Source organism: Curtobacterium sp. MCPF17_021 (assembly GCF_003234605.2).
GTDB lineage: Bacteria > Actinomycetota > Actinomycetes > Actinomycetales > Microbacteriaceae > Curtobacterium > Curtobacterium flaccumfaciens.
In genome coordinates, this window is sequence record NZ_CP126252.1 from 2,370,022 (window position 1) to 2,393,689 (window position 23,668).

Annotated in this window: 22 protein-coding genes and 2 tRNA genes; 7 read left to right on the forward strand and 17 right to left on the reverse strand. The window is 71.9% G+C overall.

Annotation, left to right across the window (positions count from 1 at the left end):
- Nucleotides 1–27: 27 nt before the first annotated feature.
- The 3 genes from murA to leuC are packed head-to-tail and all read right to left on the reverse strand — an operon-like array spanning nucleotide 28 to nucleotide 3,448.
- Nucleotides 28–1,395, reverse strand: coding sequence for a UDP-N-acetylglucosamine 1-carboxyvinyltransferase (gene murA, locus DEJ29_RS11140; protein ID WP_071405672.1), 1,368 nt, complete (start codon nucleotides 1,393–1,395; stop codon nucleotides 28–30).
- Entirely contained in the window at nucleotides 1,395–1,991 is a 597-nt protein-coding gene (gene leuD, locus DEJ29_RS11145) for a 3-isopropylmalate dehydratase small subunit (RefSeq protein ID WP_071405673.1), read from the reverse strand. The genes murA and leuD overlap by 1 nt, the downstream gene beginning before the upstream one ends.
- The gene (leuC, locus tag DEJ29_RS11150) at nucleotides 1,991–3,448 is read right to left on the reverse strand and encodes a 3-isopropylmalate dehydratase large subunit (protein WP_071405674.1); all 1,458 of its coding nucleotides are present in this window, start codon (nucleotides 3,446–3,448) and stop codon (nucleotides 1,991–1,993) included. Before leuC ends, leuD begins: the two co-directional genes overlap by 1 nt.
- A 202-nt stretch (nucleotides 3,449–3,650) precedes the next feature.
- On the opposite strand from leuC, the gene DEJ29_RS11155 reads away from it, so the two are divergent.
- Nucleotides 3,651–4,718, forward strand: a complete 1,068-nt coding sequence (locus tag DEJ29_RS11155; protein ID WP_181438144.1) for an FUSC family protein — start codon at nucleotides 3,651–3,653, stop codon at nucleotides 4,716–4,718.
- Nucleotides 4,719–5,138: 420 nt separating this feature from the next.
- Here DEJ29_RS11155 and DEJ29_RS11160 read toward each other — a convergent pair whose 3' ends face one another.
- From DEJ29_RS11160 to DEJ29_RS11180, 5 genes are all read right to left on the reverse strand, one after another.
- Nucleotides 5,139–5,744: a histidine phosphatase family protein gene (locus DEJ29_RS11160; protein WP_027465908.1), complete on the reverse strand. Its 606-nt coding sequence runs from the start codon at nucleotides 5,742–5,744 to the stop codon at nucleotides 5,139–5,141.
- Entirely contained in the window at nucleotides 5,741–6,130 is a 390-nt protein-coding gene (gene crcB / locus DEJ29_RS11165; protein WP_110863954.1) for a fluoride efflux transporter CrcB, read from the reverse strand. The genes DEJ29_RS11160 and crcB overlap by 4 nt, the downstream gene beginning before the upstream one ends.
- Nucleotides 6,127–6,573, reverse strand: coding sequence for a fluoride efflux transporter FluC (locus DEJ29_RS11170; protein ID WP_111094565.1), 447 nt, complete (start codon nucleotides 6,571–6,573; stop codon nucleotides 6,127–6,129). The genes crcB and DEJ29_RS11170 overlap by 4 nt, the downstream gene beginning before the upstream one ends.
- A 106-nt stretch (nucleotides 6,574–6,679) precedes the next feature.
- Nucleotides 6,680–6,755: transfer RNA gene (locus tag DEJ29_RS11175), tRNA-Glu, on the reverse strand.
- A 33-nt stretch (nucleotides 6,756–6,788) separates the two neighbouring features.
- Nucleotides 6,789–6,864, reverse strand: a tRNA-Glu gene (locus DEJ29_RS11180).
- Nucleotides 6,865–6,967: 103 nt separating this feature from the next.
- Here DEJ29_RS11180 and DEJ29_RS11185 point away from each other — a divergent pair.
- The gene (locus DEJ29_RS11185) at nucleotides 6,968–7,864 is read left to right on the forward strand and encodes a DUF72 domain-containing protein (RefSeq protein ID WP_111094564.1); all 897 of its coding nucleotides are present in this window, start codon (nucleotides 6,968–6,970) and stop codon (nucleotides 7,862–7,864) included.
- 172 nt (nucleotides 7,865–8,036) lie between these two features.
- Here the strand turns inward: DEJ29_RS11185 and DEJ29_RS11190 are convergent, their stop codons facing one another.
- The 6 genes from DEJ29_RS11190 to DEJ29_RS11215 form a co-directional block, all read right to left on the reverse strand.
- A complete protein-coding gene (locus DEJ29_RS11190; protein ID WP_111094563.1) occupies nucleotides 8,037–8,672 on the reverse strand; it encodes an MBL fold metallo-hydrolase in 636 nt (211 codons plus the stop codon).
- 10 nt (nucleotides 8,673–8,682) lie between these two features.
- Nucleotides 8,683–9,699 carry a LacI family DNA-binding transcriptional regulator gene (locus tag DEJ29_RS11195; protein ID WP_111094562.1) on the reverse strand — a complete coding sequence of 339 codons (1,017 nt, stop codon included), beginning with the start codon at nucleotides 9,697–9,699 and terminating at the stop codon, nucleotides 8,683–8,685.
- A gap of 21 nt (nucleotides 9,700–9,720) precedes the next feature.
- Nucleotides 9,721–10,218 (reverse strand): hypothetical protein, encoded by a 498-nt coding sequence (locus DEJ29_RS11200; protein WP_111094561.1) that lies wholly within the window; start codon nucleotides 10,216–10,218, stop codon nucleotides 9,721–9,723.
- A gap of 5 nt (nucleotides 10,219–10,223) precedes the next feature.
- On the reverse strand, nucleotides 10,224–11,066 hold the full coding sequence (locus tag DEJ29_RS11205; RefSeq protein WP_071405697.1) for a carbohydrate ABC transporter permease: 843 nt from the start codon (nucleotides 11,064–11,066) through the stop codon (nucleotides 10,224–10,226).
- Between the two features lie 65 nt (nucleotides 11,067–11,131).
- Entirely contained in the window at nucleotides 11,132–12,157 is a 1,026-nt protein-coding gene (locus DEJ29_RS11210; protein WP_111094560.1) for a carbohydrate ABC transporter permease, read from the reverse strand.
- A gap of 104 nt (nucleotides 12,158–12,261) precedes the next feature.
- The gene (locus tag DEJ29_RS11215; RefSeq protein WP_071405683.1) at nucleotides 12,262–13,545 is read right to left on the reverse strand and encodes an ABC transporter substrate-binding protein; all 1,284 of its coding nucleotides are present in this window, start codon (nucleotides 13,543–13,545) and stop codon (nucleotides 12,262–12,264) included.
- A 293-nt stretch (nucleotides 13,546–13,838) separates the two neighbouring features.
- On the opposite strand from DEJ29_RS11215, the gene DEJ29_RS11220 reads away from it, so the two are divergent.
- Nucleotides 13,839–15,167 carry a glycosyltransferase gene (locus tag DEJ29_RS11220; RefSeq protein WP_071405684.1) on the forward strand — a complete coding sequence of 443 codons (1,329 nt, stop codon included), beginning with the start codon at nucleotides 13,839–13,841 and terminating at the stop codon, nucleotides 15,165–15,167.
- Nucleotides 15,168–15,347: 180 nt separating this feature from the next.
- Here the strand turns inward: DEJ29_RS11220 and DEJ29_RS11225 are convergent, their stop codons facing one another.
- Nucleotides 15,348–16,661, reverse strand: a complete 1,314-nt coding sequence (locus DEJ29_RS11225; protein WP_111094558.1) for a glycosyltransferase family 2 protein — start codon at nucleotides 16,659–16,661, stop codon at nucleotides 15,348–15,350.
- A 157-nt stretch (nucleotides 16,662–16,818) separates the two neighbouring features.
- Between DEJ29_RS11225 and DEJ29_RS11230 the strand changes: the two genes are divergently transcribed.
- The 4 genes from DEJ29_RS11230 (at nucleotide 16,819) to DEJ29_RS11245 (ending at nucleotide 20,755) form a co-directional block, all read left to right on the forward strand.
- Complete coding sequence (locus DEJ29_RS11230) at nucleotides 16,819–16,992, forward strand: hypothetical protein (protein WP_163343513.1); 174 nt, start codon at nucleotides 16,819–16,821, stop codon at nucleotides 16,990–16,992.
- 114 nt (nucleotides 16,993–17,106) lie between these two features.
- Nucleotides 17,107–18,012, forward strand: a complete 906-nt coding sequence (locus tag DEJ29_RS11235) for a beta-1,6-N-acetylglucosaminyltransferase (protein ID WP_111094557.1) — start codon at nucleotides 17,107–17,109, stop codon at nucleotides 18,010–18,012.
- On the forward strand, nucleotides 18,009–19,547 hold the full coding sequence (locus tag DEJ29_RS11240; protein ID WP_111094556.1) for a lipopolysaccharide biosynthesis protein: 1,539 nt from the start codon (nucleotides 18,009–18,011) through the stop codon (nucleotides 19,545–19,547). Before DEJ29_RS11235 ends, DEJ29_RS11240 begins: the two co-directional genes overlap by 4 nt.
- A complete protein-coding gene (locus DEJ29_RS11245) occupies nucleotides 19,544–20,755 on the forward strand; it encodes a glycosyltransferase family 4 protein (RefSeq protein WP_181438143.1) in 1,212 nt (403 codons plus the stop codon). Before DEJ29_RS11240 ends, DEJ29_RS11245 begins: the two co-directional genes overlap by 4 nt.
- A 69-nt stretch (nucleotides 20,756–20,824) precedes the next feature.
- On the opposite strand, the gene DEJ29_RS11250 is transcribed toward DEJ29_RS11245, so the two are convergent.
- A complete protein-coding gene (locus tag DEJ29_RS11250; protein WP_146248303.1) occupies nucleotides 20,825–21,793 on the reverse strand; it encodes a glycoside hydrolase family 16 protein in 969 nt (322 codons plus the stop codon).
- A complete protein-coding gene (locus DEJ29_RS11255; RefSeq protein ID WP_284173639.1) occupies nucleotides 21,778–23,628 on the reverse strand; it encodes a DUF7402 domain-containing protein in 1,851 nt (616 codons plus the stop codon). The genes DEJ29_RS11250 and DEJ29_RS11255 overlap by 16 nt, the downstream gene beginning before the upstream one ends.
- Nucleotides 23,629–23,668 lie beyond the last annotated feature (40 nt).

Genomic DNA, 23,668 nt, shown 5'->3' on the forward strand with positions numbered 1-23,668 from the left:
CGCCTTTTCCTTCTGCCGGCACTGTGCCTACCCAGCGAAGTCGAAGTCGGCGCCGAGCTTGCGCAGCTTCGGGATGAAGTGCTCGTAGCCGCGGCTGATGATGCCGACGTTGGTGATGTGCGACTCGCCGTCGGCGGTCAGCGCCGCGATGAGGTGGCTGAACCCGCCGCGCAGGTCGGGGACGCGGACGTTCGCGGCGTGCAGCTTCGTCGGACCGGTGATGACGGCGGCCTGCTCGAACGGGCGGCGGGCGACACGGCGGTCGTGGCCGGGCAGCCCCTCCTTGTGCACGACGATGTCGGCACCCATCTCGTTCAGGGCGTCGGTGAAGCCGAAGCGGTTCTCGTAGACGGTCTCGTGCACGATGCTCTGGCCGTCGGCCTGGGTCAGCGCGACGACGAGCGGCTGCTGCCAGTCCGTCATGAAGCCGGGGTGCACGTCGGTCTCGATGACGACGGGCTTCAGGGTGTCCAGCTCGCGGTAGAACCGGATGCCGTCCTCCTGGATGTCGAACCCGCCGCCGACCTTGCGGAAGACGTTGAGGAACGTCATGAGCTCCTGCTGGTTCGCGCCCTCGACGAAGATGTCGCCGTTGGTGGCGAGCGCGGCGGAGGCCCAGCTCGCGGCCTCGTTGCGGTCGTTGATCGCGCGGTGCGTGTAGCCGCGGAGCGACTCGACGCCCTCGATGAAGATGACGCGGTTCGGCTCGACCGACACGATGGCGCCCATCTTCTGCAGGATCGCGATGAGGTCCATGATCTCGGGCTCGATCGCGGCGTTCCGCAGCTCCGTGACGCCCTTGGCGAGGGTCGCCGAGAGCAGGACCTGCTCGGTGGCGCCGACGCTCGGGTACGGCAGCTCGATCGAGGCGCCCTTCAGGCCGTCCGGGGCCGTCAGGTGGATGCCGTTGACCTGCTTGTCGACGACCGCACCCATGGCACGGAGGGCGTCGAGGTGGAAGTCGATCGGGCGGTCGCCGATGCGGCAGCCGCCGAGGTCGGGGATGAACGCCTCGCCGAGCTTGTGCAGCAGCGGGCCGCAGAACAGGATCGGGATGCGGCTCGAACCGGCGTGCGCGTCGATCTCGGCGAAGTGCGCCGACTCGACCCGCGACGGGTCGAGGATGAGTTCGCCTCGTGCAGGATCGGTGATGCGCACGCCGTGCACCTCGAGCAGCCCGCGGACCACCTTGACGTCGGAGATGTCCGGCACGTCACGGAGGATCGACGGGGTGTCACCGAGCAGCGACGCCACCATGGCCTTGGTCGCGAGGTTCTTCGCCCCACGGACCTCGATGCGCCCCACGAGCGGCTTGCCCCCGCGGATGACGATCTCGTCCGACTTGAGGCCCACGCGCGCCCCTGCGGCCGCTGCGTCCTGTACGAGAGAGTTCACTACTTCACCGGCAATGTCTTCGGCCGCCAACTGGAGCGGCGGGATTCGAACTCCGTGATCGAGGTCTCGTCACGGAGGGTGAGCCCGATGTCGTCGAGCCCTTCCATCAACCGCCAACGAGTGTAAGCGTCGATCTCGAAGGGGACGTCCACATCCCCCAGCGACACGCGCTGCGTCTCGAGGTCGACCGTCGCCTCGATGCCCGGGTTCGCCTCGATGGCGGCCCACAGGCGCTCGACCTCCGGTTCGGTCACGATCGCGGTGACCAGGCCCTGCTTGCCGGCGTTGCCCCGGAAGATGTCCGCGAACCGGGGCGAGATCACGACCGAGAAGCCGAAGTCACGGAGCGCCCAGACGGCGTGCTCGCGGGACGACCCGGTGCCGAAGTCGGGGCCGGCGATCAGGACGCGGGCGCCCTGGTAGCGCTCCTGGTTCAGGACGAAGTCGGGGTCCTGACGCCACCCGGAGAACAGGGCGTCCTCGAAGCCGGTCTTCGTCACGCGCTTCAGGTAGACCGCGGGGATGATCTGGTCGGTGTCGACGTTGGACCGCTTGAGCGGGGCAGCGATGCCGGTGACGGTGGTGATCTTGTCCATCAGAAGGTCCCCTCGGTGGCGGTGGCGGACGTCGCCGCCGCGATCTCGTCGTCGGTCTCCAGGTCCCACGGGCTGGACAGCGTGCCGCGCACCGCGGTGGCGGCGGCGACGAGCGGCGACACCAGGTGCGTGCGGCCGCCCTTGCCCTGGCGCCCCTCGAAGTTGCGGTTCGAGGTGCTCGCACAGCGCTCCCCCGGGGCCAGCTGGTCCGGGTTCATGCCGAGGCACATCGAGCAGCCGGCGAACCGCCACTCGGCGCCGAACTCGGTGAACACCTTGTCGAGCCCCTCGGCTTCGGCTTCGAGCCGGACCCGCGCGGAGCCGGGCACGACCATCACCCGGACGCCGTCGGCCTTGGTACGGCCCTTGATGATCGACGCGAAGGCCCGCAGGTCCTCGATGCGTGAGTTCGTGCAGGAGCCCATGAACACCGCGTCGACGGCGATGTCCTTCATCGGGGTACCGGCGGTGATGTCCATGTACTCCAGGGCGCGGCGTGCGGCGGCCTGGTCGTTGGGGTCGCTGTAGGCGGCCGGGTCCGGCACGCTCTCGGACAGCGAGACGCCCTGGCCGGGGTTCGTGCCCCAGGTGACGAAGGGCTCGAGCTCGTCCGCGTCGATGAACACCTCGGCGTCGAAGACGGCGTCGTCGTCGGTGGCGAGGGTCTCCCAGTAGGCGACGGCGTCGTCCCAGTCCTGACCGGTGGGCGCGTGGTCGCGGCCCTGCACGTAGTCGTAGGTGGTCTGGTCGGGGGCGACCATGCCGGCGCGGGCACCGGCCTCGATCGACATGTTGCAGATCGTCATGCGGCCCTCCATCGAGAGCGCACGGATGGCGGAGCCGCGGTACTCGAGCACGTAGCCCTGACCGCCGCCGGTGCCGATCTTCGCGATGACGGCCAGGATGATGTCCTTCGCCGTCACCCCCGGACGCAGCGTGCCCTCGACCGTGATCGCCATCGTCTTGAACGGCTTGAGCGGCAGGGTCTGCGTGGCGAGGACGTGCTCGACCTCGGACGTGCCGATGCCGAACGCCATCGCGCCGAAGGCCCCGTGGGTGCTGGTGTGCGAGTCGCCGCAGACCACGGTGATGCCGGGCATGGTCAGGCCGAGCTGCGGGCCGACCACGTGGACGATGCCCTGCTCCTTGTCGCCCAGGGAGTGCAGCCGGACGCCGAACTCCTCGCAGTTGCGACGGAGGGTCTCGATCTGGATCCGGCTCGTCGGGTCCGCGATGGGGCGGTCGATGGCCAGCGTCGGGGTGTTGTGGTCCTCGGTCGCGATCGTCAGGTCGAGGCGACGCACCGGTCGCCCGGCCTGCCGCAGGCCGTCGAACGCCTGCGGACTCGTCACCTCGTGCACGAGGTGGAGGTCGATGTAGAGGAGGTCGGGGTTGCCGTCCTCGCCCTTGACCACGACGTGGTCGTCCCACACCTTCTCGGCGAGCGTCTTTCCCATGAGCTCAGCCCTCCTCGTCCTCGTCGTTGCGCCGCGACCGCGGCGCGATCAGGCGACTCTACCATTGGTATACCAACGCGCGGCACCCCGCCCGCCGCGGGTCCGTCACCCCGCCGTCGCACGCCCGTCACCCCGTGACGGCACGGCCTGGAGGCCCGTGGCGACTCCCCGACACCCGTCGCGGTGGGAAGATGGTGACGACATGACGACACCTGCGCACTCGACCCGGACCATCAACCTCGAGGGCGCGGCACGCGCCGCGATCGCCGGTGGCGCACCGCTCGCGCTGCTCATCGCCCTCGGCATGCCGGCGTACGCCGCCTTCGCCATGTTCGCCGGGTTCACCGCCATCTTCGGTGCGACCGAGCCCTACCGGCAGCGTGCCGTCACCACCGGCGTCGCGGGTGCGCTGCAGGCACTCTGCATGTTCGCCGGCATCGGGGTCGGGCTCGTCGGGTCGCCGCTCTGGCTGCAGGCCGTGGGTCTCGTCGTCGTCCTGGTGGTCGCGGTCTGCACCCTCTCCACGCTCCGGGCGATCCCCGCGCAGCCGATCTTCCCGGTGTTCGCGTTCGTCGTGTCCGCACTCGTGCCGATGCGCCCGGCCGACGTCCCGCTCGTCACGACGATCATCGTCTGCTCGGTGGTCTGGGCCTGGCTGGTCGCGATGTCCGGAGCGGTGCTCCGCCGGGTGTTCCACCCGCACGCCCCGCACCGGTTCCGCCCGCTGGCCGACCGCAAGCACCGGTCGCTCGCGGTCCTGCGGACCCCGGCGCTGTGGGAGACCGTCGCGCTCAACGTCGTCGGGTCACTCGTCGCCGGTGCGGTCGCGGAGTCGATCCCCGGGCTCGGGCACCCGTACTGGGCCGTCATCGCGGTGGTGTCGACCCTGCCGGCGATCCGCCAGCGGCACACCGTCGTCCGCGCCGGGCAGCGTGTGGTCGGCACGATCGGCGGCACCGTGATCGCGGTCGGCATCCTGCTGCTCGAGCCGTCGGCGTGGTGGATCGTCGTGCTGGCCGTCGTCGGGCAGTTCTTCGCCGAGATCTTCGTCGCCCGGAACTACGCCGTGTGCCTGCTGTTCCTCACCCCGCTCGCCCTGGCGGTGTCGTGGCTGAGCCTGCCCGAGGCACCCCAGCTGCTGGCGCTCGACCGCATCGCGCAGACCGTGCTCGGTGCCGTGGTCAGCGTGGGGCTGCTGCTCGTCGGGCGTGCGATCGAGCGCCGGCGTGGCCGTGCCCTCGGTGCGACGAGCGCGATCCGGACCGTCTGACGCGCCTGGTCGTTCCGGGCGTCCCTGGTCGAACCGGGCGTACCTGGTCGAACCGGGCGTACCTGGTCGAACCGGGCGTACCTCGTCGAACCGGGCGTACCTCGTCGAACAGGGCATGCCTGGTCGAACCGGGCGTACCTCGTCGAACCGGGCATGCCTGGTCGTTCCTTTCGACCAGGTACGCCCGAATCCGCCTGCCATCGCGCGTGACAGGGGAAGCAACGTGCGCGGACGGCGGACGGGAGGCCCGCGGCGGCGCCGCCACGGGCCTCCCGTCCGCCGATGGTCGCGACCACTGCGTCCTGCGAAAGCGACAGATCGCTGCGGGACAACCGCGGGGATCTGTCGCTTTCGCGGACGGGACGGCACCGCGTGCCGCGGGTCTGTCGCTTTCGCGAGCCCGTCCACCCCACCAGCGCGTCAGTCGCGCGGCTGGATGTTCCAGGCATCGATGACGGGGCGGCCGTGTTCGTAGCCGAGGATGCTGACCGAGGCGGTGCCGAGCTTCAGCACGGCGCCGTCCTGCGGCGCGAGTCGGATCCACGCGGCACCGAGCGCCCGCAGCACGTGGCCGTGGGCGATGAACACCGCGTCGTGGCCCTCGGCGAGCACCGGACGGGCGCGGTTCAGGATGCGCTCGACGCGCACCCGGACCTCGGCGGCGTTCTCACCGGGGGTGTCGCCGGCGGGGACGCCGTCTGTCCAGAGGTCCCACGGACCGTGGCGCAACACCTTGATCTGCGGGGTGGTGAGGCCCTCGTACGCGCCGTAGTCCCACTCGTACAGGTCCTCGTCGAGCTCCGGCTCGACGCCGATCAGGTGCGCGGTGTCGCGGGCGCGCTGCAGCGGGCTCGACAGCGCCAGCGCGAACGACCGGTCCCCGAGGTACCGGCCCGCGCGCTTCGCCTGCTCGACACCGTTGTCGGTGAGCGGGATGTCGGTGCGGCCGGTGTGCTGCCCGCTCTTCGACCACTCCGTCTCTCCGTGACGGACGAGGACGAGTTCGCCGGGGCGTTCCGAGGTCATGAGTTCCTTCCGATCCAGAGGCCGAGCGCAGCTGCGCCGACCGAGACGACGAGCATCCCGAGGCCGTTCAGGACGGCGAGCCGGGTCTTGCCGGATCGGAGGAGCTGTACGGTCTCGACGCTCGCCGTCGAGAACGTCGTGTACCCACCCATCATGCCCGTCCCGAGCACAGCGACCGTCGAGGCGGGGATGGTGCCGGCCTGCCCGAGGCCCGTCAGGACCCCGAGCACGAGCGATCCGGACACGTTGATGAGCAGGGTCCCGACCGGGAACCCGGCGAACCGGGAACCGGCGATGCGGCCCTTGACGACGCCGTCGAGCACGAAGCGCAGGGCGGCACCGGCTCCTCCGCCAACGGCGACCAGGACCAGTTCGAGCGGGCTCATCGGACGTCCTGCAGCGGCTCGGGGCGGGTGCGGGGCCGGGTGGCCGCGGCGACCCACAGACCGAGGACGACCGCGACGAGTCCGAGCACGACCGACAGCAGCGCGTACCCGGTGCCCGCCGTCCAGCGCCCGAGGTCGAGCAGCTGCGCGGTGTCGTCCGCGAGCGTGCTGTAGGTCGTGAAACCGCCGAGGACGCCGGTGCCGACGAACAGCCGGACCGCGCGACGACGACCGACGTCCGGGCCGCGGCGTGCGAGCGCGTCGAGCAGGAACCCGAGGCAGAACGCCCCGACGACGTTGATCCCCAGGATGGTCCAGCTGATGCCGTCGTGTGCGGGGAACGCCGCGGCGAGCAGAGCTCGGACGGCCGTCCCGATCGCGCCGCCGAGAGCGACGAGGGCGACGAGCCTCCAGCGCAGGTGCGGTGGGCGTTCGGCGTGCATCGTGCTCCCGTCGCGAGGCGATCGTTCCCCGGGTGACGGGGACGATCCAGGCTAGCCGAGACGACGAAACCCCCGCCGAGCCGGAGCTGGACGGGGGTTTGCGTGCTGGTGACCCCAGCGGGATTCGAACCCGCGTTACCGCCGTGAGAGGGCAGCGTACTAGGCCGCTATACGATGGGGCCGCGGCTGTTGTCGGACTCGGAGCATGTCACCTGTGGTGACCCCAGCGGGATTCGAACCCGCGTTACCGCCGTGAGAGGGCAGCGTACTAGGCCGCTATACGATGGGGCCGTTCCGACAACTCGACAAGTATTGCACAAGGCTCGCATCCGCACCAAAACGGGGCGTGTCGCCCGGGTGTGCCGCCATGTCGGAGCAGGCATACGGTGGATCGATGACGGCCGACCACGACGCGATCGCCCGGGCCAGACACGTGAGCGGCTGCCCGTCGGCCACGGTGCGGATCGGCCTGTCCGGGTGGCAGTACGACGGCTGGCGCGGGGACTTCTACCCCGAGGGACTCGCGAAGCGGCGGTGGCTCGAGCACGTGGCGTCGCGGTTCCCGACGGTGGAGCTGAACGGATCCTTCTACTCGCTGCAGCGCCCGGCGCGCTACCGGGCGTGGCGTGCGGCCTCGGGCGGGCAGCCGTTCCGGTTCGCGGTCAAGGGCGGCCGGTACGTCACGCACATGCTGCGGCTCCGGAACGTCGAGACCGCGCTGGCGAACTTCTTCGCCTCGGGTCCGCTGGAGCTCGGGGACACCCTCGGGCCGGTGCTCTGGCAGCTGCCCGAGCGCCTGCTGCCGACGCCGGAGGTGCTCGACGCGTTCCTCGGGCTGCTCCCCCGGACGCACGGCGCGGCCGCCGAACTCGCACGCCACCATGACGACAAGGTCCCCGCCGAACCGGACGGTCTCGTGGAGCCCGAGGAACCGGCGTGGTCGATCCACCACGCGCTCGAGGTCCGGGCAGCCGGCTTCGACGACGAGCACCTCGACGTGCTCCGCCGGCACCGCGTCGCCCTGGTCGACTCGCACGCCGGCGACTTCCCCCGCTTCCGGGCGGACACCGGGGCACCACTCGCGTACCTCCGGTTGCACGGCGCACCCCGGACCTACCACGACGGGTACTCACCCCGGGCACTCGGCGGGTGGGCGACGACCGTCCTCGAGCACGCCGAGGCCGGCCGTGACGTCTACGTGTACTTCGACAACGACGCCGAGCGGCACGCTCCGTGGGACGCCCTGACGCTCGACCGCCTGGTCGCGGCGCGACTGCGCCGCGCTTCGTGAGCAGGAACGGTCGCCTCGGGCGCACGGACCCGACCGTTCCCGCACACGATGCGGCCAGGAGGCGCGTGGCGGCGCCGCCACGGGCCTCCAGGCCGCGCAGCGCAGCGCCGCGCCGCGCAGCGCAGCGCAGCGCCGCGCAGCGCAGCGCAGCGCAGCGCAGCGCAGCGCAGTCCTAGAGCGTCAGCGACTCCCCCGGACGCAGCACGACGAGCGACCCGGCGGGCTCGACGGCCTCGCGGAGCCGCCCCGTGTGCATGCCGAGGCCGACCTCGGACAGGGTGGCCTCGTGGATCGGGTACGCCCGGGACGGCGCGATCGCGGCGACGTAGTCCATCATCTCGGCGACCTTGAGCCACGGCGCCCCGACGGGTGCAGCGAGGACCTCGACCGGGACGCCCGGGTCCGTGTAGGAGTCGCCCGGGTGGAACAGCCGGCCGTTCACGAGCACGCCGGTGTTGTCGACGATCGGCACCGAGGCGTGGATCAGCTGGTGCCGCGTGCCGTGGAAGGTGAGCGTGAAGGGGCCGACCGTCCGGTGGTCACCGTCCGTGACGACGTCCACCGTGACACCCGCCTCGGCGAGCGCCGCGCGCACGCCCTCCGGTCCGATGACGACCGCACGGGGGTTGGCGTCGAGGATGCGCCGGACCTGCTCGGGGGTGACGTGGTCCGGGTGCTCGTGCGTGACGACGACGGCGACGACCCCGGTCGCGTCGACCGGTCGGGTGAAGTTCCCCGGGTCGAGGACCAGACCGGCGTCCCCCTCGGTGATGACCTGGCAGGCGTGTTCGAGTTTGGTGACCTCCATGCGGGCGACCCTACGCGGGACCGTGCGGGCGGGGTCCCGTGGTCGCGCGGACGACCAGGTGCGCGGGTGCCGCCGCGATCGGGCCGGCGACGCCGCCGTCGACCTCGGCGAGCACCGCTCGTGCAGCGGTGCGGCCCTGCGCCACCGGGTCCTGCGCGACGGTGGTGAGTCCGACGGTGGCGCCGTACTCGTGGCCGTCGATCCCCATCACGGACACGTCCTCGGGGACCGCGAGTCCGGCTCGGCGTGCGGCGAGCAGGACACCGAGGGCCATCTCGTCCGAGGCACAGAGCACCGCCGTCGGTCGCTCCGACGCGGGCTCGGCGAACAGCACGGCCCCGGCGGCGGTCCCGCCGGCGAACGAGAACCGGCCGTCGAGCGACCACCGTTCCGGTACGGCCTGTCCGAACGACCGCACGGCGTCGAGGAACCCGTCCCGTCGCAGGTGCGGCACGGCGACGTTCATGCCGGCCTCGTCCTGCCCGCCGACGTAGGCGATGCGCCGGTGGCCGAGGCCGTGCAGGTGCTCGACCGCGATCCGGGTGACCTCCCGGTCGTCGACGCCCACGTTCCGCAGGCCCGGTGCCGGGCCGCCGATGACGACCATGGGGTGCCGGCTGAGTTCGAGCTCGGCCCGTTCGGTGGCGTCGAGCACCAGGGAGAGCAGGACGAGGCCGTCGACGCGGTGGCGCAGCATCGAGCGTCGGAACGCCCGGTCACGGTCGCCGCCCGGGCCGCCGAGGTTGTAGAGGACCAGGTCGTACCCGGCCTGGCGGAGCTCCGCGTCGACACCGCCGAGCGCCTTCACGTAGAACCAGCGGTCGATGACGGGCACGACCACCCCGACGGCGCGCTGACGCCCGGTGGCGAGGCCGGCCGCCGCCGAGCTCGGGACGTACCCGAGTTCGTCGGCGACCCGCTGCACCTGCTCGATCGTGGTGTCGGCCACGTTCGACATGCCGCGGAGCGCCCGCGACACCGTGGACTTCGACAGCCCCGTGACGGTCGCGATCTCCTGGATCCCCATCGGTGCGACCCGGGAGGCCCGTCAGCCGTCCGTGCCGTGCGTCACGTCCGCCGGTGCGTCGGGTCCACCCCGTCGGGCCGCCACCGCGGGCACGCCGCGGTCCGCCCGGCGTTGCGGGACCCGTGCGGGGCGCGCCGCCCGTCGTGCAGCCGGTGCGACCTCGTCCCAGCCCGCGTGCTGGTGCACCCGTCCGTCCGCGCCGGGTCGGGGTCGGCGACCGGTGGGGTCGGTGACCGACGTGTGCACCGGGACGAACGCGGGCGCAGCACCGACGCCCCGGGGCACGGACGCACCCGTGCCGTCCTGCGGTGCGGTCCGGCGGAGGACGGCGACCCGCCACCGGTCGAGCGCGACGACGCCGAGCACGCACACGAGCAGGGTGAGCGCCCAGCCGAGCGCCGGTCGCCCGGTGAGCTCGCAGAACACCGTGACGCCGAGGAACAGGACGCCGAACATCCCGACGAAGCCGATCGACTCCTCGATGTGGGCGGTGGGACGGGTGGGTCCGCGCTGGGCCATGGTCGTCAGCCCTTCACGCCGCCGGCGGTGAGCCCCGCCACGATGCGCCGCTGGAAGATCAGCACGAGGATGACCAGCGGGATCGTGACGATCGTGCCGGCGGCCATCACCGCCGTGTAGGGCTCCTGGTGCGGCTGCGACCCGGCGAACGAGGCGATCGCCACGGTCACCGGCTGGGTCGCGTCACTCGACAGCTGCGACGAGATGAGGTACTCGTTCCAGCTCGAGATGAACGCCAGGATCGCCGTGGTGAACACCGCCGGCGCCGCGAGCGGCAGGATGATCCGCCGGAACGCCTGCACCCGGGTGCACCCGTCGATGCGGGCTGCCTCTTCGAGGTCCCACGGCATCTCGCGGAAGAACGACGCAAGCGTGTACACGGTCAGCGGCAGCACGAACGAGATGCTCGGCAGGATGAGCGCCTGGTACGACCCCATCCACCCGATGTCGGTGAACAGCTGGAACAGCGGCGAGATGAGGGCGACGCCGGGGAACATCGACGCGGCCAGGATCGCGCCGGCGATGAGCGACTTGCCGCGGAACTCGAGCCGGGCGAGGGCGTACGCCGCCGTGGTGCCGACGAGCAGGGCGATGACGGTCACCGCGACCCCGATGAACACGCTGTTCAGGAGCGCTCGGCCGAGGTGGTTGCCCAGCGCGGTCGAGAACGCGGTCGCGTAGTTGTCGAGGGTCACGTGGGTGAACCACGGGGTGGCGTCGAACGTGTACCCGACCTCGCGGAAGCTCGTGACGACCATCCAGTAGAACGGCAGGAGGCACCACACGGCGATGACGACGGCCTGCACGGCGGTCCGGAGCTTCGGGCCCGTCTCGCGCCGGACCCGCACGTCGGGACGGTCCGTCGCCCGGTCGCGGGTCGCGGCGGTGCGGCGGGGACGATCTGCTGCGAGGGTCACTTGAGTTCACCCTTCTGCTGGGCTGCCTGCGTCTGCACGACGTTCGCGCCGAGGAACCGGACGAAGACGAACGCGACGATGAAGACGATGAGGAACGTGATGGTGGACAGGGCGGATGCGGCGTTGAACCCCTGCCGGATCTGGTCGACGACCAGCACCGACAGCGACACGGTCGCGTTCCCGGAACCACCACCGCCGCCGGTCATGATCGCAATGAGGTCGTAGATGCGCAGGGCATCGAGGACGCGGAACAGGATCGCGACCATCAGGGCCGGCCGGACGAGCGGGAGCGTGATGAGGAAGAAGCGCTGGAGGGTCGAGGCGCCGTCCATCTTCCCCGCCTCGTAGACGTCCTCGGGGATGAGCTGCAGGCCGGCCAGGATGAGCAGCGCCATGAACGGCGTGGTCTTCCAGGTGTCGGCGATGACGATCGCGAACCGTGACGCCCATTCGTCGGAGAACCAGAGGACCTGGTGCCCGATCACGTGGTTGAGCACACCGTTCGCGTCGAAGATGAAGTACCAGAGCTTCGCGGTGACGGCGGTCGGGATCGCCCACGGCACCAGGATCGCGGCACGGACGAGGGCGCGGCCCTTGAAGTTGCGGTTCATGATGATGGCCATCCACAGACCGATGACGGTCTCGAGGATCACGGTCACGAACGTGAAGAAGAACGTGTTCCCGAAGGCGACCCAGAACTGGGAACCGAGGTTGCCGGGCGGACACGCGACGTCCCCGCACCGCTGGCCGAGCCAGTGCACGTAGTTCGTGACGCCGGCGAACCCGCCCTGCACGAACAGGCCGGTGGCCTTGTCGAGGCCCTGGTCGAGCTGGAACGACTGGATGACCGCGCTGACCACGGGGTACCCGATGACGACCGCCAGGAGCACGATCGTCGGGCCGATGAGGTACACGGCCCAGCGGCCGTGCTCGGCGTTGAGTCCGCCCTTGCGCCGCCGGCGCTTCGGTTCCGTGCCCGTCGGGTTGGGGATGGCTGCGGGGATCTCGGTTGCTGCTGACACGTGTCGGCCTCCTTGCCGGGGGTGTCGGAACGCAAGTAGGGGGCGGACGGGAGGCCCGTGGCGGACCCGCCACGGGCCTCCCGTCCATCAAGCGGCGTGAGCCGCTAGCTGCTGGTCGCCGACTTGAGGGCGTCCTGCATGTCCTTCATGGCTTCGTCGACCGACTTCGACCCCTTGAGCGCCGCGTAGGTGTTGTCCTGGATCGCCTTCGTGACGGCCGGGTAGAACGGCGTGACCGGGCGCGGCTCCGCCGACTCGATCGACTTGAGCAGCGTCGGCAGGTAGGGCAGCTGCTTCGTCAGCTCGGGGTCGGTGTACAGGTCACCGACGACCGGGGCGAGCGAGCCCTGGGTCGCGAAGAACTTCTGCGTCTCGTCCGAGGTCAGGAACTCGAGGAAGTCGTGCGCCGTGGCCTTGTGCTTCGAGTACACGCTGATCGCGGCGTTGTGGCCGCCGAGCGTGGAGGCACCGACGCCGTCGGCACCGGGGATCGGCGCGATGCCGAAGGTGTCCTTGACCTTCGACGAGCCGTCGGTCTTGGCGAGGCTGTAGACGTACGGCCAGTTGCGCAGGAACAGCAGCTTGCCGGCTTCGAACGCGGTGCGGCCCTGCTCCTCCTGGTAGGTGATCGCCTCGGCCGGGATGTTCCCGTCCTCGAACGCGTCCACCAGGTTCTGCAGGCCGGCCTTCGCCTTGTCGGTGTCGACGTCGGGCGCACCGTCGCTGCCGAGCACCGAACCGCCGGAGCCGTTGATCGCCTCGGAGGCGTTGACGGTGAGTCCCTCATACTTCGCGAACTGCCCCGCGTAGCAACCGATGCCGGCGTCCTTCGCGATCTTGCAGTCGTCCATCATCTCCTTCCACGTGGTGGGAGGCGTCTTCACGAGGTCCTTGCGGTAGTAGAGCAGTGCGCCGTCCGAGGTCTGCGGAGCGGCGTAGAGGGTGTCGTTGTACGTGGCGGTCTTCACCGTCGACGGCAGGAGCTTCGAGGTGTCGAGCTTCATGTCGCCGGTCAGCGGCGTCAGCCAGCTCTTGGCGGCGAACTCGGCGGTCCAGACGACGTCCACGTCGACGACGTCGTAGTTCTCGTCCTTCGCCTGGAAGTGCTGCACGAGGTCGTCGTGCTGCTGGTCGGCCTGGTCGGACTGTTCCTTGAAGGTGACCTTCTCGTCCGGGTGGGCCTTGTTCCACTTCGCGATGAGCGGGCGGACGACGTTCGAGTTGTCCTTGCCCTGCACGTAGGTGATGGGGCCGCGGCTGTCCTGGCCGCTCTTGGCGTCGTCCGATCCGGCGCCGGAGCTCCCGCTCGAGCAGCCGGTGAGCACGAGGCCGATGACGGCGACCCCGGCAACGGATGCGAACCGCACCCTGGAGCGTGTTGTCTTCACAGCGTTGTCTCCTCATTGAGATCACCAGGGGCATCGATCGGGTTCCACGACACTGCCCTGGAGCAGGCGCCGCTGCCTGCTGGTGGAGGAAGCTACGCCCGGTCCGGCGGGAGCGCAACCGGTTGCATCGGTTCCGTGACCTGAGCGTGACCCATGAGGTTCCCGTGGCTTCCTGGGTGAGCGCTCACCCCCGTCGGGGGCACACGCACCGCGCTGCGGAACCCCGCACGAACCCCGCCACTGCTGGTCCGGTCCGTTGTCCGGACACCGCGGGCGGTCGTAGCGTCCCGACCATGACCCTGCACTCCTCCGTCACCGTGCCCGGCCCCCGTCGGGTCGTCAGCGTCGACCTCGACGCTCCGCTGCCGCGCCTGGTCGCCGACGAGTCGGGTTCCTCCGCGCTCGTCGTCGGCTACCGCGACGGCTTCCCCGTCACCACCCTCGACGTGCTGCTCACCGCGGACCCGGCCGACGCCGCCCGCGCGATGGCGCCCCTGGTCGACGGCCTCGCACGGACCTCCGGTGCGACGGAGACCCCGATCCCCGACCTCGAGCTCCCGCTCATCTCGATCGTCGTGTCGACCATCGTCACCCGGGTCGAGGACATCCGGAAGCTGCTCGACTTCCTCGAGCACCTCGACTACCCGCGGTACGAGGTCATCCTCGTCGACAACCGCGTGAAGCTGCCCGAGGTCGACGCCCTGCCCGGGCTGCTCGAGGGCCGCGACGTCCGGCTGGTCACCGAGCGCCGTCCGGGCTGCTCCGCCGGTCGCAACGCCGGGGTCGCAGCGGCGCACGGCGAGATCATCGCGTTCACCGACGACGACGTCCGGGTGGACGCACAGTGGCTCCGGTCCATCGGCACGCGCTTCGTCCGCGAGCCCGAGGTCGCCGCGGTCACCGGGATGATCCTGCCCGTCGAGCTCGAGACCCCCGCGCAGATCTGGTACGAGGCGTACTACGGCGGCTTCAGCGGCGAGCGCACCTTCCAGCCGGTGACGATCGTGCCGGACGACGTCCCCGGGGTCATGCGGCACGCGCAGGCCCGGGCCGTCCGCCCCGACGGCTCGGTGCAGAAGCACTTCGCCGTGTACGGCATCGGCGGCTACGGCGCCGGCGCGAACTGGGCGGTCCGACGGTCGGCGTTCGACGCCGTCGGCGGGTTCGACCCCGTGCTCGGTGCCGGTGTGCCGGCCCGCGGCGGCGAGGACCTGGCGATCTTCATCGACATCCTGTGGAGCGGTGGCCGGATCGGCTTCGAACCCCGTGCGGTCGTCCACCACCGGCACCGGCAGGACCTCGCCGGGCTGCACGGGCAGCTCCACTCGAACGGCGTCGGGTTCACGGCGCTGATGTGCGAGCTCATCGCGAAGGACCGCCGGCACGCGCTCGTGCTCGCGCGGCTGATGCCCCGCGCCGGCAAGATCAAGCTGAAGCAGCTGGTGTCACGGCTGGCCGGCCGGCGTGACGCCGCGGCCGAGAGCATCACCGAGGCCTCCACGACCCGGATCCCGCGCTCGCTGGCGTACCACGAGTTCCGCGGCTTCCCGGCGGGTCCGGCGGCGTACTTCCGCAGCCGTCGGTTCTGGCGCGAGGTCGAGGAGGGCCGCTTCCGCCCGTAGGCGGCGTGCAGGAGACGTCCGCACCGGACGGACGGGAGGCCCGTGGCAGCGTCGCCACGGGCCTCCCGTCCGTCTAGTGGTGGGCGCGCCGTCGATGCGTGCGCATGTTGCGACAGGACGCTCGTCGTCCGACGAGCGTCCTGTCGCAACACGCGCGCGACGTCCGCACACCCGCCGCGGTCACCCGCGCCGAGACCGCCCGACGACGTACCGCCACGGGCCACCGAGCGCCGCAACGAGCTCGACGCGCTTGAGACCGGCCGTCGCCTCGCGGAACGCGTCGTCGACCGGCCACCCGCCCACGGCGTCCACCGCGGCGGACACCTGGTCGGCGTCGGCACCGGTGCCCTGTCCGAGCGCGCCGAGCTGCCGCAGCGCCCCGACCGCCCGACGCAGCACGGCCAGTGCGGTGCGCGGTCGCAGCATGAGCTTCGCGACCCACGCGCCGAGGCCGGTGCCGTAGCCGAGCGCCTGCGAGCGCAGCGCCGCACGGTCCGGCCGGTGCTTGTGCCAGACGACGGCCGAGGGCTCCACGGCGAGCGCGCCGCCGGAGAAGAGCACCCGGGTGAACAGGTCGGGGTCCTCGCCGGCGCGGGCCAGGGTGCCCGGGCCGAGTGCGACGTCGAACCCGCCCAGGGCGAGCGCGGCCGAGCGGCGGAGCGACATGTTGGCCCCGGTGCCGAACGCGCCCACGGAGAACGGGAACAGCGGCAGGTCGGCCGGCGGCGCCGACGTGCGGAACACCCGACGGTCGGTGTTGCGCGCCCAGGTGACGCGCTCGTCGAAGTACCGCTGCGTGGGGGTCCGGAGTTCGCCGCTGGGCACGAGGCCGGTCACGCAGACGACGTCCGCGTCGCGGGCGTACGCGTCGGCGAGCGCTGCGAGCCAGTGCCGGTCGACGACCACGTCGTCGTCGACGAAGGCGACCACGGCCCCGGACGCGAGGGCGAGTCCGGCGTTCCGTGCGCGCGAGACGCCGGGTCGGGCCTCCAGGACGTACCGCAGGCGCGGGTCCGCGAGCGACGTGACCACGTCGCGGGTCGCGGTGGTGGTGGGCGCGTTGTCGACGACCAGGACCTCGAAGTCGTCGTGCTCGGACGCGAGCACCGAGCGAACGCAGCGGCGCAGGTCGTCCGGCCGGTCGCGGGTGCCGATGACGACGGAGATGCGCCCGACCGGCGTCCCCGCGGGGGCGTCCGGGAGGCCCGTGGTGCGCAGCGCGCGCAGGGCCGGTCCCAGCTCGGCCGGGTCCACGCCGCCGTCCGCGTCGACGCTGACGTCGACGAACCCGGCGATCTCGCGTCCGTCACGGACGAGCAGGCGGGCGCGGCGGAAGCCGGTGGCACCGGCGAGTTCGACGGCGGACGCGGCGAGCGCCTCCTGCCGGTCGACGGCGCCGACCCAGGCCGCGCCGGCCCAGGCGGGCACGTCCGGGGACGGCATCGCGGGCGTGAGCGTGAGCACGCGGGTGGTGGTGGCCTGCTGGTCGGTCATGGTCCGATGCTCCGGTGGGGCTGCTGCGGGGTCAACGGCGGCCGCCCGCGGTTGCGGCGACGGTCGTCCGACTTGCGGTTTGCCGCCAGTGCACACCCCCGGACGGTAGGATCGTGAGGACGACTCGGCGGCAGCACGCCGGGCACGAGGAGGACGCATGTCGATGGGCCCCACCGACGAGCTCGGCGCCGTGCTCCCCTCGGAACAGAGCGTCTTCGTGGTCGACGCCGTGACCTGCGTCTGCGGCCACGTGCAGGACGCCCACGAGCACTACCGTCCGGGCACGGACTGCGCACTCTGCGACTGCCAGAAGTTCCGCAAGAAGCGCTGATCAGGCGCTTTCGAGCACCGACCGATCGGGGGCGGTGCGGGAAACCGCCGCTTCCCCGCAGACGGGCACGGGTCGCCTTGTCGGCCCCGGAACGCCGCGGTTAGCGTCGCGTCCATGGCCATCTCCCCCGCGGTCCCCGCGTGCATCGTCCTCGCCCACGAGGACCCGGCACACGTGCGCCGACTCGTCGAGGCGCTCGACCCGTTCCCGGTGTTCCTGCACTGCGACGCGCGCACGCCCGAGACGGTGTTCCGCGCCATGACCGACGGACTGCCGGACCGCGTCCGGCTGCTCCCCCGCATCCGGACCGGCTGGGCACGCTGGGAGAACGTCGCCGCCGAGGTGTCCGGCTACCGGGCCGCCCTGGCCGAGACCGACGCCTCGCACGTGGCCGTGCTGACCGGCAGCGACTACCCGCTCGCGAACCCCACCGAGATCACGGCCCTGCTCGAGGCCCACCGGGAGGAGTCGTTCATCTCGGTCAACCCGCTGCCGTTCGCGCCGTGGGGCCGCGACGGCGGCATCTCCCGCATCCGGTTCCGGCACTGGGCGTGGCGGAAGCACATGCTCCGGCTGCCGGTCCCCCGCCGCGTGCCGGCGAACGTCTCCTTCGCCGGGGGCTCGCAGCTCAAGGTCCTCGCCCGCCGGCACGCCGCCGCCGTCGTGGACACCGTCGACCAGCGCCCCGACCTGGTCCGGTTCTGGCAGCGCACCTGGGTCGCCGACGAGACCTTCGTGCCGTCGGTGCTCAACTCGCCGTCGCTGACGCCGGGGTTCGCCGACGAGCACGTCTCCCAGCCGCTCTGGTGGATCGGGTGGGACGGCACCGCGCGGAAGAGCCCGCCGTGGTTGACCGTCACCGACGCGGGGCAGCTGCTCGAGCGTCGGACGGACGCGGACGTCGAGGTGCAGCACCTGTTCGCGCGGAAGTTCTCGACCGACCGGAGCGGTGACCTCCTCGACGTCGTGGACGCCGCTTTCGGGCTGCGCCAGGGCGCGGCGGCGGTGGTCGCACCGTGAGCTTCCCCCCGCAGACCCGCCGCGAGGCCCGCGCAGCGCGCGAGGCCGAGGCACCGCCTGCCGCCCCGGAGCCCGCCGCAACCGTGCCCACCGCCCCCGTGCCCGAGTCGCTCGACACCGGGTCGGTCGCGGTACGGAAGGGCGCCTCCGTCCTGTTCGGCCGCGGCCTGCTGTACGTCGTCGTCTGGTCGATGCAGCTCGTCGTCTCGTCGCTCATCTCCCCGGTGCTCGCGCACCTGATGCCGCCGGCCGAGTTCGGCGTCCTCGCCTCGGCCATCGCGCTGTACCAGGCGCTCGTCGTCCTGGCCGTCCTCGGCATCGACCAGGCGTCGGTGCTGCAGCGCGCCGAGGACGGCGACGACCGCCGGGCGCGTGGCCTGCTCGCCGTCGGCATGGTCACCGCGATCGTCGTCACCGTCGCCGCGCTCACCACGATCCCCGTCTGGGCCGACGCCGCCGGCTTCGTCGGCAACCACCCGCTGCTCCTCGTCGCGGTGCTCTGGACCGGCCCCGCCGCCATCGTGCAGATCTCCCTGGCACTGCTCGTCGCCCAGGACCGCATCCGGGTCTTCGCGGTGACGAGCCTGCTGTCCTCGATCGGCGGCTCGGTCATCGGCCTCGGGCTCCTCACCTGGGTGCAGGCCGACGCGACCACCTATGCGTGGGGCGGCGTCGTCGCCCAGGGCGTGGCGATGGTCATCGGCATCGCGGCGACCCGCCCACGTCTCGCCGGCCTGTTCGACGGCAAGACCACGGCCCGGGCGTTCCGCCTCGGCGTCCCGATCGCCCTCGGCAACCTGTCGTACTTCGTGCTGAACGCCGGCGACCGGATCGTCGTCCAGCGACTGCTCGGCCCGGACGAGGTGGCCCGCTACCAGATCGCCTACGTCGTCGGCTCGGCCGTCATCCTGCTCCTCACCTTCACCAACCAGGCCTGGGCGCCGCACTTCGCCGCCCTCCGCGACCCGGTCGCTCGCCGACAGCTCGCGATGCACTCCCGCGACGAGCTGTACAAGATGCTCGGACCGGTCCTGCTCGCGGTGACGCTGGTGTCACCGGTCGCGCTGCCGATCCTCGCCCCGGCCTCCTACCGCGTGCAGGAGCTCTCGGTCGTCGTCTTCGTCGTCGCGATCACCGCCTTCCCCGTCGTCGCCAGCGGTGCGACCGGGCGCCTGCTCCTGATCGAGCGCCGCGGTGTCGCCGTCGGAGTGATCGCCGCGATCGCCGGTGCCGTGAACATCGGCGCGAACCTCGTGCTCGTGCCCGTGCTCGGCATCGCCGGCGCCGGGCTCGCCACCGTGGTCGCCTACGTGATCCTCGCCGCCATGCAGCTGCTGGCCCTGCCCGACCGCCGTGAGTGGCGGGGACCGGGCGCCCGGATCGTCCTGACGACCCTCGCCGCGCTCGCCGTGGCCGCCGCGTCCCTGCTCCTGCCGCAGGACGTGCTCTGGAACTGCGTCCGCGTCGCCGGGGTGGTCGCCTGCCTCCCCTGGTTCCTCCGTCGGCTGAAGACCGCAAGGGGTGGTGTCTCGTGAGACCGCGACAGGCTGCACACGACGGCACACGCCGACTCCGCGTCGGCGTCCTCGTGACCGGGCTCGCCATCACCGGCGGACTCGAGCGCTGCGTGCTCGAGGACACCCGGGAGCTCGTCGCCGCCGGCCACGAGGTCGAGGTCTGGCACCGGAACGCCCAGTCCCCGCGCGCGGCCGAGGGCCCGCCGCCCTACGAGGCGATGGGCGTCCGCCTGGTGGCGGCCACCGACTACCGGTTCGGCATCAGGACCTCCCTCCGCGACGCCTGGCGCTTCGCCCGCGAGGGGCTGCGGATCCGCCGATCACACCTCGACGTCCTCTGGTTGAACCGGCCCGAGTACCTGCCGTTCGGCCGCGTCGCCTCGCTGGTCTCCGGCGTCCCGCTCGCGGTGCACCTGCACCACGCCCCGAACTACCGGCGGCTCGGACCGATCGCGGGCGGCCGCACCCGCTACTTCGCCGTCTCGCACGCGATGGCGCGCGCCTGGGCGGAGTCCGGCGTGCCGACGGACCGCATCACGATCGTGCCGAACGGCGTCGACACCGACGCGTTCCCGGCCGCGACGCCGGCATCGGTGCACGAGGCCCGCGCGGCGCTCGGCATCACCGAAGGCACCCCGACGGTGCTCTACTACGGTCGGCTCACCCGGTCGAAGGGCGTGCTCGCCCTCCTGGAGGCCTGGGGTCGCGTCCGCACGACCGCGGCGGCCCGCATGCCGGTCACCACTCCCGCCGTGGCCGGTCACGCGGCGCCGGCGCCGCTCCTCGTGCTGGCCGGTGCGCTCTACCCGGAGGAAGCGGACGCCGTCCACGCTGCGATCGACGCGCTCCCCGCGGGTTCCGTGCTCGTGCTCCCCGAGCGGGACGACGTCGTCCCGCTCCTGCACGCCGCCGACGTCGTGGTGGCGCCGTCCATCGAACCCGAGGGCTTCGGGCGAGTGGTGGTCGAGGCGATGTCCGCCGGCCGTCCCGTCGTCGCCGCGGCCTCGGGCGGCACCGGGGAGATCCTGTCGGGTGACTGGGCGCGGTACACCGTCGACCCGGCCGACCCCGAGGCACTGGCGGGGAAGCTGCTCGACACCCTCGACGACGCCGCGCTCGACCCGTCCCTCGCCGCACGGTGCCGTGCGTGGGTGCGTGACCGCTACGGGCGCGAGCCGCACGTTCGCGCGCTGCTGCTGGCACTGCTCGCACACGCCCGGCGCTGACCGGACCGGGCTCGGCGCCGGGCTCGACGCCGGGCTCGACGCCGTCGGTCCGCGCCGGGCTCGACGCTGTCAGCCGGCGGTGGGTTCCGTGGACGGCAGCGTGGCCCGGGGGCTCTCGCCGTCCGCGGGCACGTCGATCGTCATCCAGTCGACCAGCAACGACCCGGCGGCGTCCCGGGGCGGCAGGCCCTCGAGCGATCCCGTCTGCACGACCAGGTGCATGCGTTCGACGGGGATGTCCTGTGTGGTGCTCCCGACGACCTCGTCGTCGACCAGGAACGACATCCGCGACGGCGTCCACTCGATCGTGTACGTGTGCCAGTCGGCCAGCGACGCGTCGGTCTCGTGGTGGACGCACTTCTCGGCCGGGTCGACCAGGCAGTGCACGTTGAGCCAGGCGGGCGCTCCGAGCGCACCCTCGGGGAAGTCGATCTCGCCGTGCGCCCAGACGTTCTCGTCGCTCCAGAGCAGCACCGCCACCCCGTAGCCGTCGACCTCGTCGCTCTTCATCCGGATGCTGTACCGGCCGGAGGTCTGTCCGCCCCATCGTCCGTCGACGAGCGGCACGACCCCGCCGGCGAGCGGGGTGCCCGCCTTCGTCGTGCGGAGGTGCATGTCGAGCATCCCGTCGTGGGCGCTCAGCGTTGACGCCTGGTACCGACCGGTCCCCGCGGTGTCCGCGAAGCCGTGGTAGACGGTGAACCGGTCGTCGTAGGCCGCCTCGAACCCGCCGGACGGGGCGGACTCGTCGAAGTCCTCGGAGAACACCCGCTTCCAGCCGTCCCCCTCCCCGGTCGGCATCGCGACCCCGCTGGGTCCGGGGCCGACGGACGTCGTGCCGGTGGTCGCCGCGGCGACGGCACCGACCGCCACCACCAGGGCGGCGGCCACGATCGCGACCCGTCGTCCCCGTGTCCGGAGCGGGGTGCGGTGACGGGAGGCGCCGAGGCCGTGCGCGGGTGGGGCACCGTGCGCAGCGGCCGACTGCTCGGCGACGGGGCGGGGGCCGTCCTCGTCCGGGGTCATCCAGCTGTCCATGCGCGGATCTCCGAGAGACCGACGTTGATCGTGCTGTTCGACACCCCGGTGGTGGTGAACCGCACCCAGGTGACGTTGCGGGCGGTGAAGTCCACAGTGCGGGCACTGCCGTCGTTCGGGAGCTCGCCCACGGCGACCTGGCTGCCGTCCGAGAACGTCAGCGTGCCGCTCGTGATCTGGTCGTCGCTGTTCGGACGGTCGTGCAGGACGATGCGCTGGAGCGCGACCGGGGTGGCCCAGTCGAGCTGGATCCAGATGCCGGTCCGTCCCCAGGGCACGGCCCACTCGGCGGTGTGGTCGACCGGGTGGCCGGACACGACGCCGTCGACGGCCTTCGCGACGGTCTGGCCGTCGGCCGGGTTGTCAGCGATCGCCGTCGGGGTCGCCGAGCCGGTGACGTCCCGCAGGCCCGGAGTGGGGGTCGGGGTGGGAGTCGGCGTCGGAGTCGGCGTGGGGGTCGGGGTCGGCGTGGGGGTCGGGGTCGGGGTCGGGGTCGTACCGCCGTTGCTCGCCGGGGAGAACGCCCGGATCTCGGCGAGTCCGACGTTCTGCGTCCCGCCACTGACCGAGGTCACCGTGAACCGCACCCACCTCACACTGCGCGCCGCGAACGTGATCCGCTGCACCGCACCACCGTTGTTCAACGCCGGCACCGTCACACTCGAACCGTCCGAGAACGTTAACGTCCCACCCAGCACCTGGTCCACCGCGTTCGGCCGATCAGCGAGGTCGACCGCGTCCAACGCCGTCGCCCCCGCCCACCCGAGCTGGATCCACGTCCCCGCACGACCAGACGGCGCAACCCACTCCGCCGTCGGCGCATCCGGGTACCCGCTCACCACACCGTCGACCGCCTTCACGGCCGTCTGACCATCAGCCGGGTTCTCCGCACTCGCCGTCACCGACGCCGAACCCGTCACGTCCTTGTGTGCGGGGGTCGGGTCCGTGGGGTCGGTGGGGTCCGTCGGCACCGGCGAGCCGGCGGTGTACTGCCGGCTGAGCCACGAGGTCTCGGGTCGAGCCGAGCAGGCTTCGTACGAGGCGCAGGTCTCACTGTCGTGCGCGGCGTAGGTGAAGAACGCGTCGGCCTTCGCCTGGGTCTCGGCCGTCGTCAGGTTCGCCGGACGGTCGGCGATCGGGTACCCCATGTACCCGGTGAAGCCGTGCGCGCCGGTGTACTGCTGCTGCACCTGGTCGGTCAGGTACGCGACCGTGTGGTGGTCGCTGTGGTCACCGTCGCCGTACTCGCCCTCGTGGTCGAGGGTGTGGATGTCCGTCGGTGCGAAGTCCTGCACGATCCCCTGCAGCGTCGCCCGGAGCTGCGCGAGCGTGTACGTGGCGGCGTGCGGGGCATCGGCGACGGTGTGCAGCGTGTCCATGTCGCCCGTGTACAGGCGCTGGAGGCTCTCGTAGCCGTTCGCCCAGAAGCCGTTGCCCTCGACGTTGCCGTCCGGCAGGTCCATGAAGACCAGACTGATCCGCGGGTCGGCGGTCAGGGTCTCGGTGAGCAGGGTCCGTCCGGCGACCGTCGTGGAGCCGGTCGTCGACGCCGGGTCGACGCCCGCCATGCTCGCGTAGGCGGCCATCAGCCCGACCTGGCGTTCCTGCCAGTACCAGTCGGGCTTGCCGGCGTCGCCGGCCGTGACGATGACGGAGCGCACGCAGCGCCCCGCCTCGATGTCCTTCCGCAGGTCCGTGCCCTGGAAGAGCAGGTCGTCGTCGGGGTGGGCGACGACGTTGAGCACCCGCCCGGCGCTGCAGTCCGCAGCCGCAGCCGCGGCCGGCTGGACGGCGAGGTTCGGCGCGACCAGCACGGCGAGCACGGTGGCGAGCACGCCCGCGACGGACGCGACGGTGGCCCGTCGCGTCCGTCGC

Coding starts and splice junctions, on each gene's coding strand:
- leuD (WP_071405673.1), bottom strand. CDS start 1,991: ATGGACAAGATCACCACCGTCACCGGCATCGCTGCCCCGCTCAAGCGG.
- leuC (WP_071405674.1), bottom strand. CDS start 3,448: ATGGGAAAGACGCTCGCCGAGAAGGTGTGGGACGACCACGTCGTGGTC.
- DEJ29_RS11155 (WP_181438144.1), top strand. CDS start 3,651: ATGACGACACCTGCGCACTCGACCCGGACCATCAACCTCGAGGGCGCG.
- DEJ29_RS11160 (WP_027465908.1), bottom strand. CDS start 5,744: ATGACCTCGGAACGCCCCGGCGAACTCGTCCTCGTCCGTCACGGAGAG.
- crcB (WP_110863954.1), bottom strand. CDS start 6,130: ATGAGCCCGCTCGAACTGGTCCTGGTCGCCGTTGGCGGAGGAGCCGGT.
- DEJ29_RS11170 (WP_111094565.1), bottom strand. CDS start 6,573: ATGCACGCCGAACGCCCACCGCACCTGCGCTGGAGGCTCGTCGCCCTC.
- DEJ29_RS11185 (WP_111094564.1), top strand. CDS start 6,968: ATGACGGCCGACCACGACGCGATCGCCCGGGCCAGACACGTGAGCGGC.
- DEJ29_RS11190 (WP_111094563.1), bottom strand. CDS start 8,672: ATGGAGGTCACCAAACTCGAACACGCCTGCCAGGTCATCACCGAGGGG.
- DEJ29_RS11195 (WP_111094562.1), bottom strand. CDS start 9,699: ATGGGGATCCAGGAGATCGCGACCGTCACGGGGCTGTCGAAGTCCACG.
- DEJ29_RS11200 (WP_111094561.1), bottom strand. CDS start 10,218: ATGGCCCAGCGCGGACCCACCCGTCCCACCGCCCACATCGAGGAGTCG.
- DEJ29_RS11220 (WP_071405684.1), top strand. CDS start 13,839: ATGACCCTGCACTCCTCCGTCACCGTGCCCGGCCCCCGTCGGGTCGTC.
- DEJ29_RS11225 (WP_111094558.1), bottom strand. CDS start 16,661: ATGACCGACCAGCAGGCCACCACCACCCGCGTGCTCACGCTCACGCCC.
- DEJ29_RS11230 (WP_163343513.1), top strand. CDS start 16,819: ATGTCGATGGGCCCCACCGACGAGCTCGGCGCCGTGCTCCCCTCGGAA.
- DEJ29_RS11235 (WP_111094557.1), top strand. CDS start 17,107: ATGGCCATCTCCCCCGCGGTCCCCGCGTGCATCGTCCTCGCCCACGAG.
- DEJ29_RS11250 (WP_146248303.1), bottom strand. CDS start 21,793: ATGGACAGCTGGATGACCCCGGACGAGGACGGCCCCCGCCCCGTCGCC.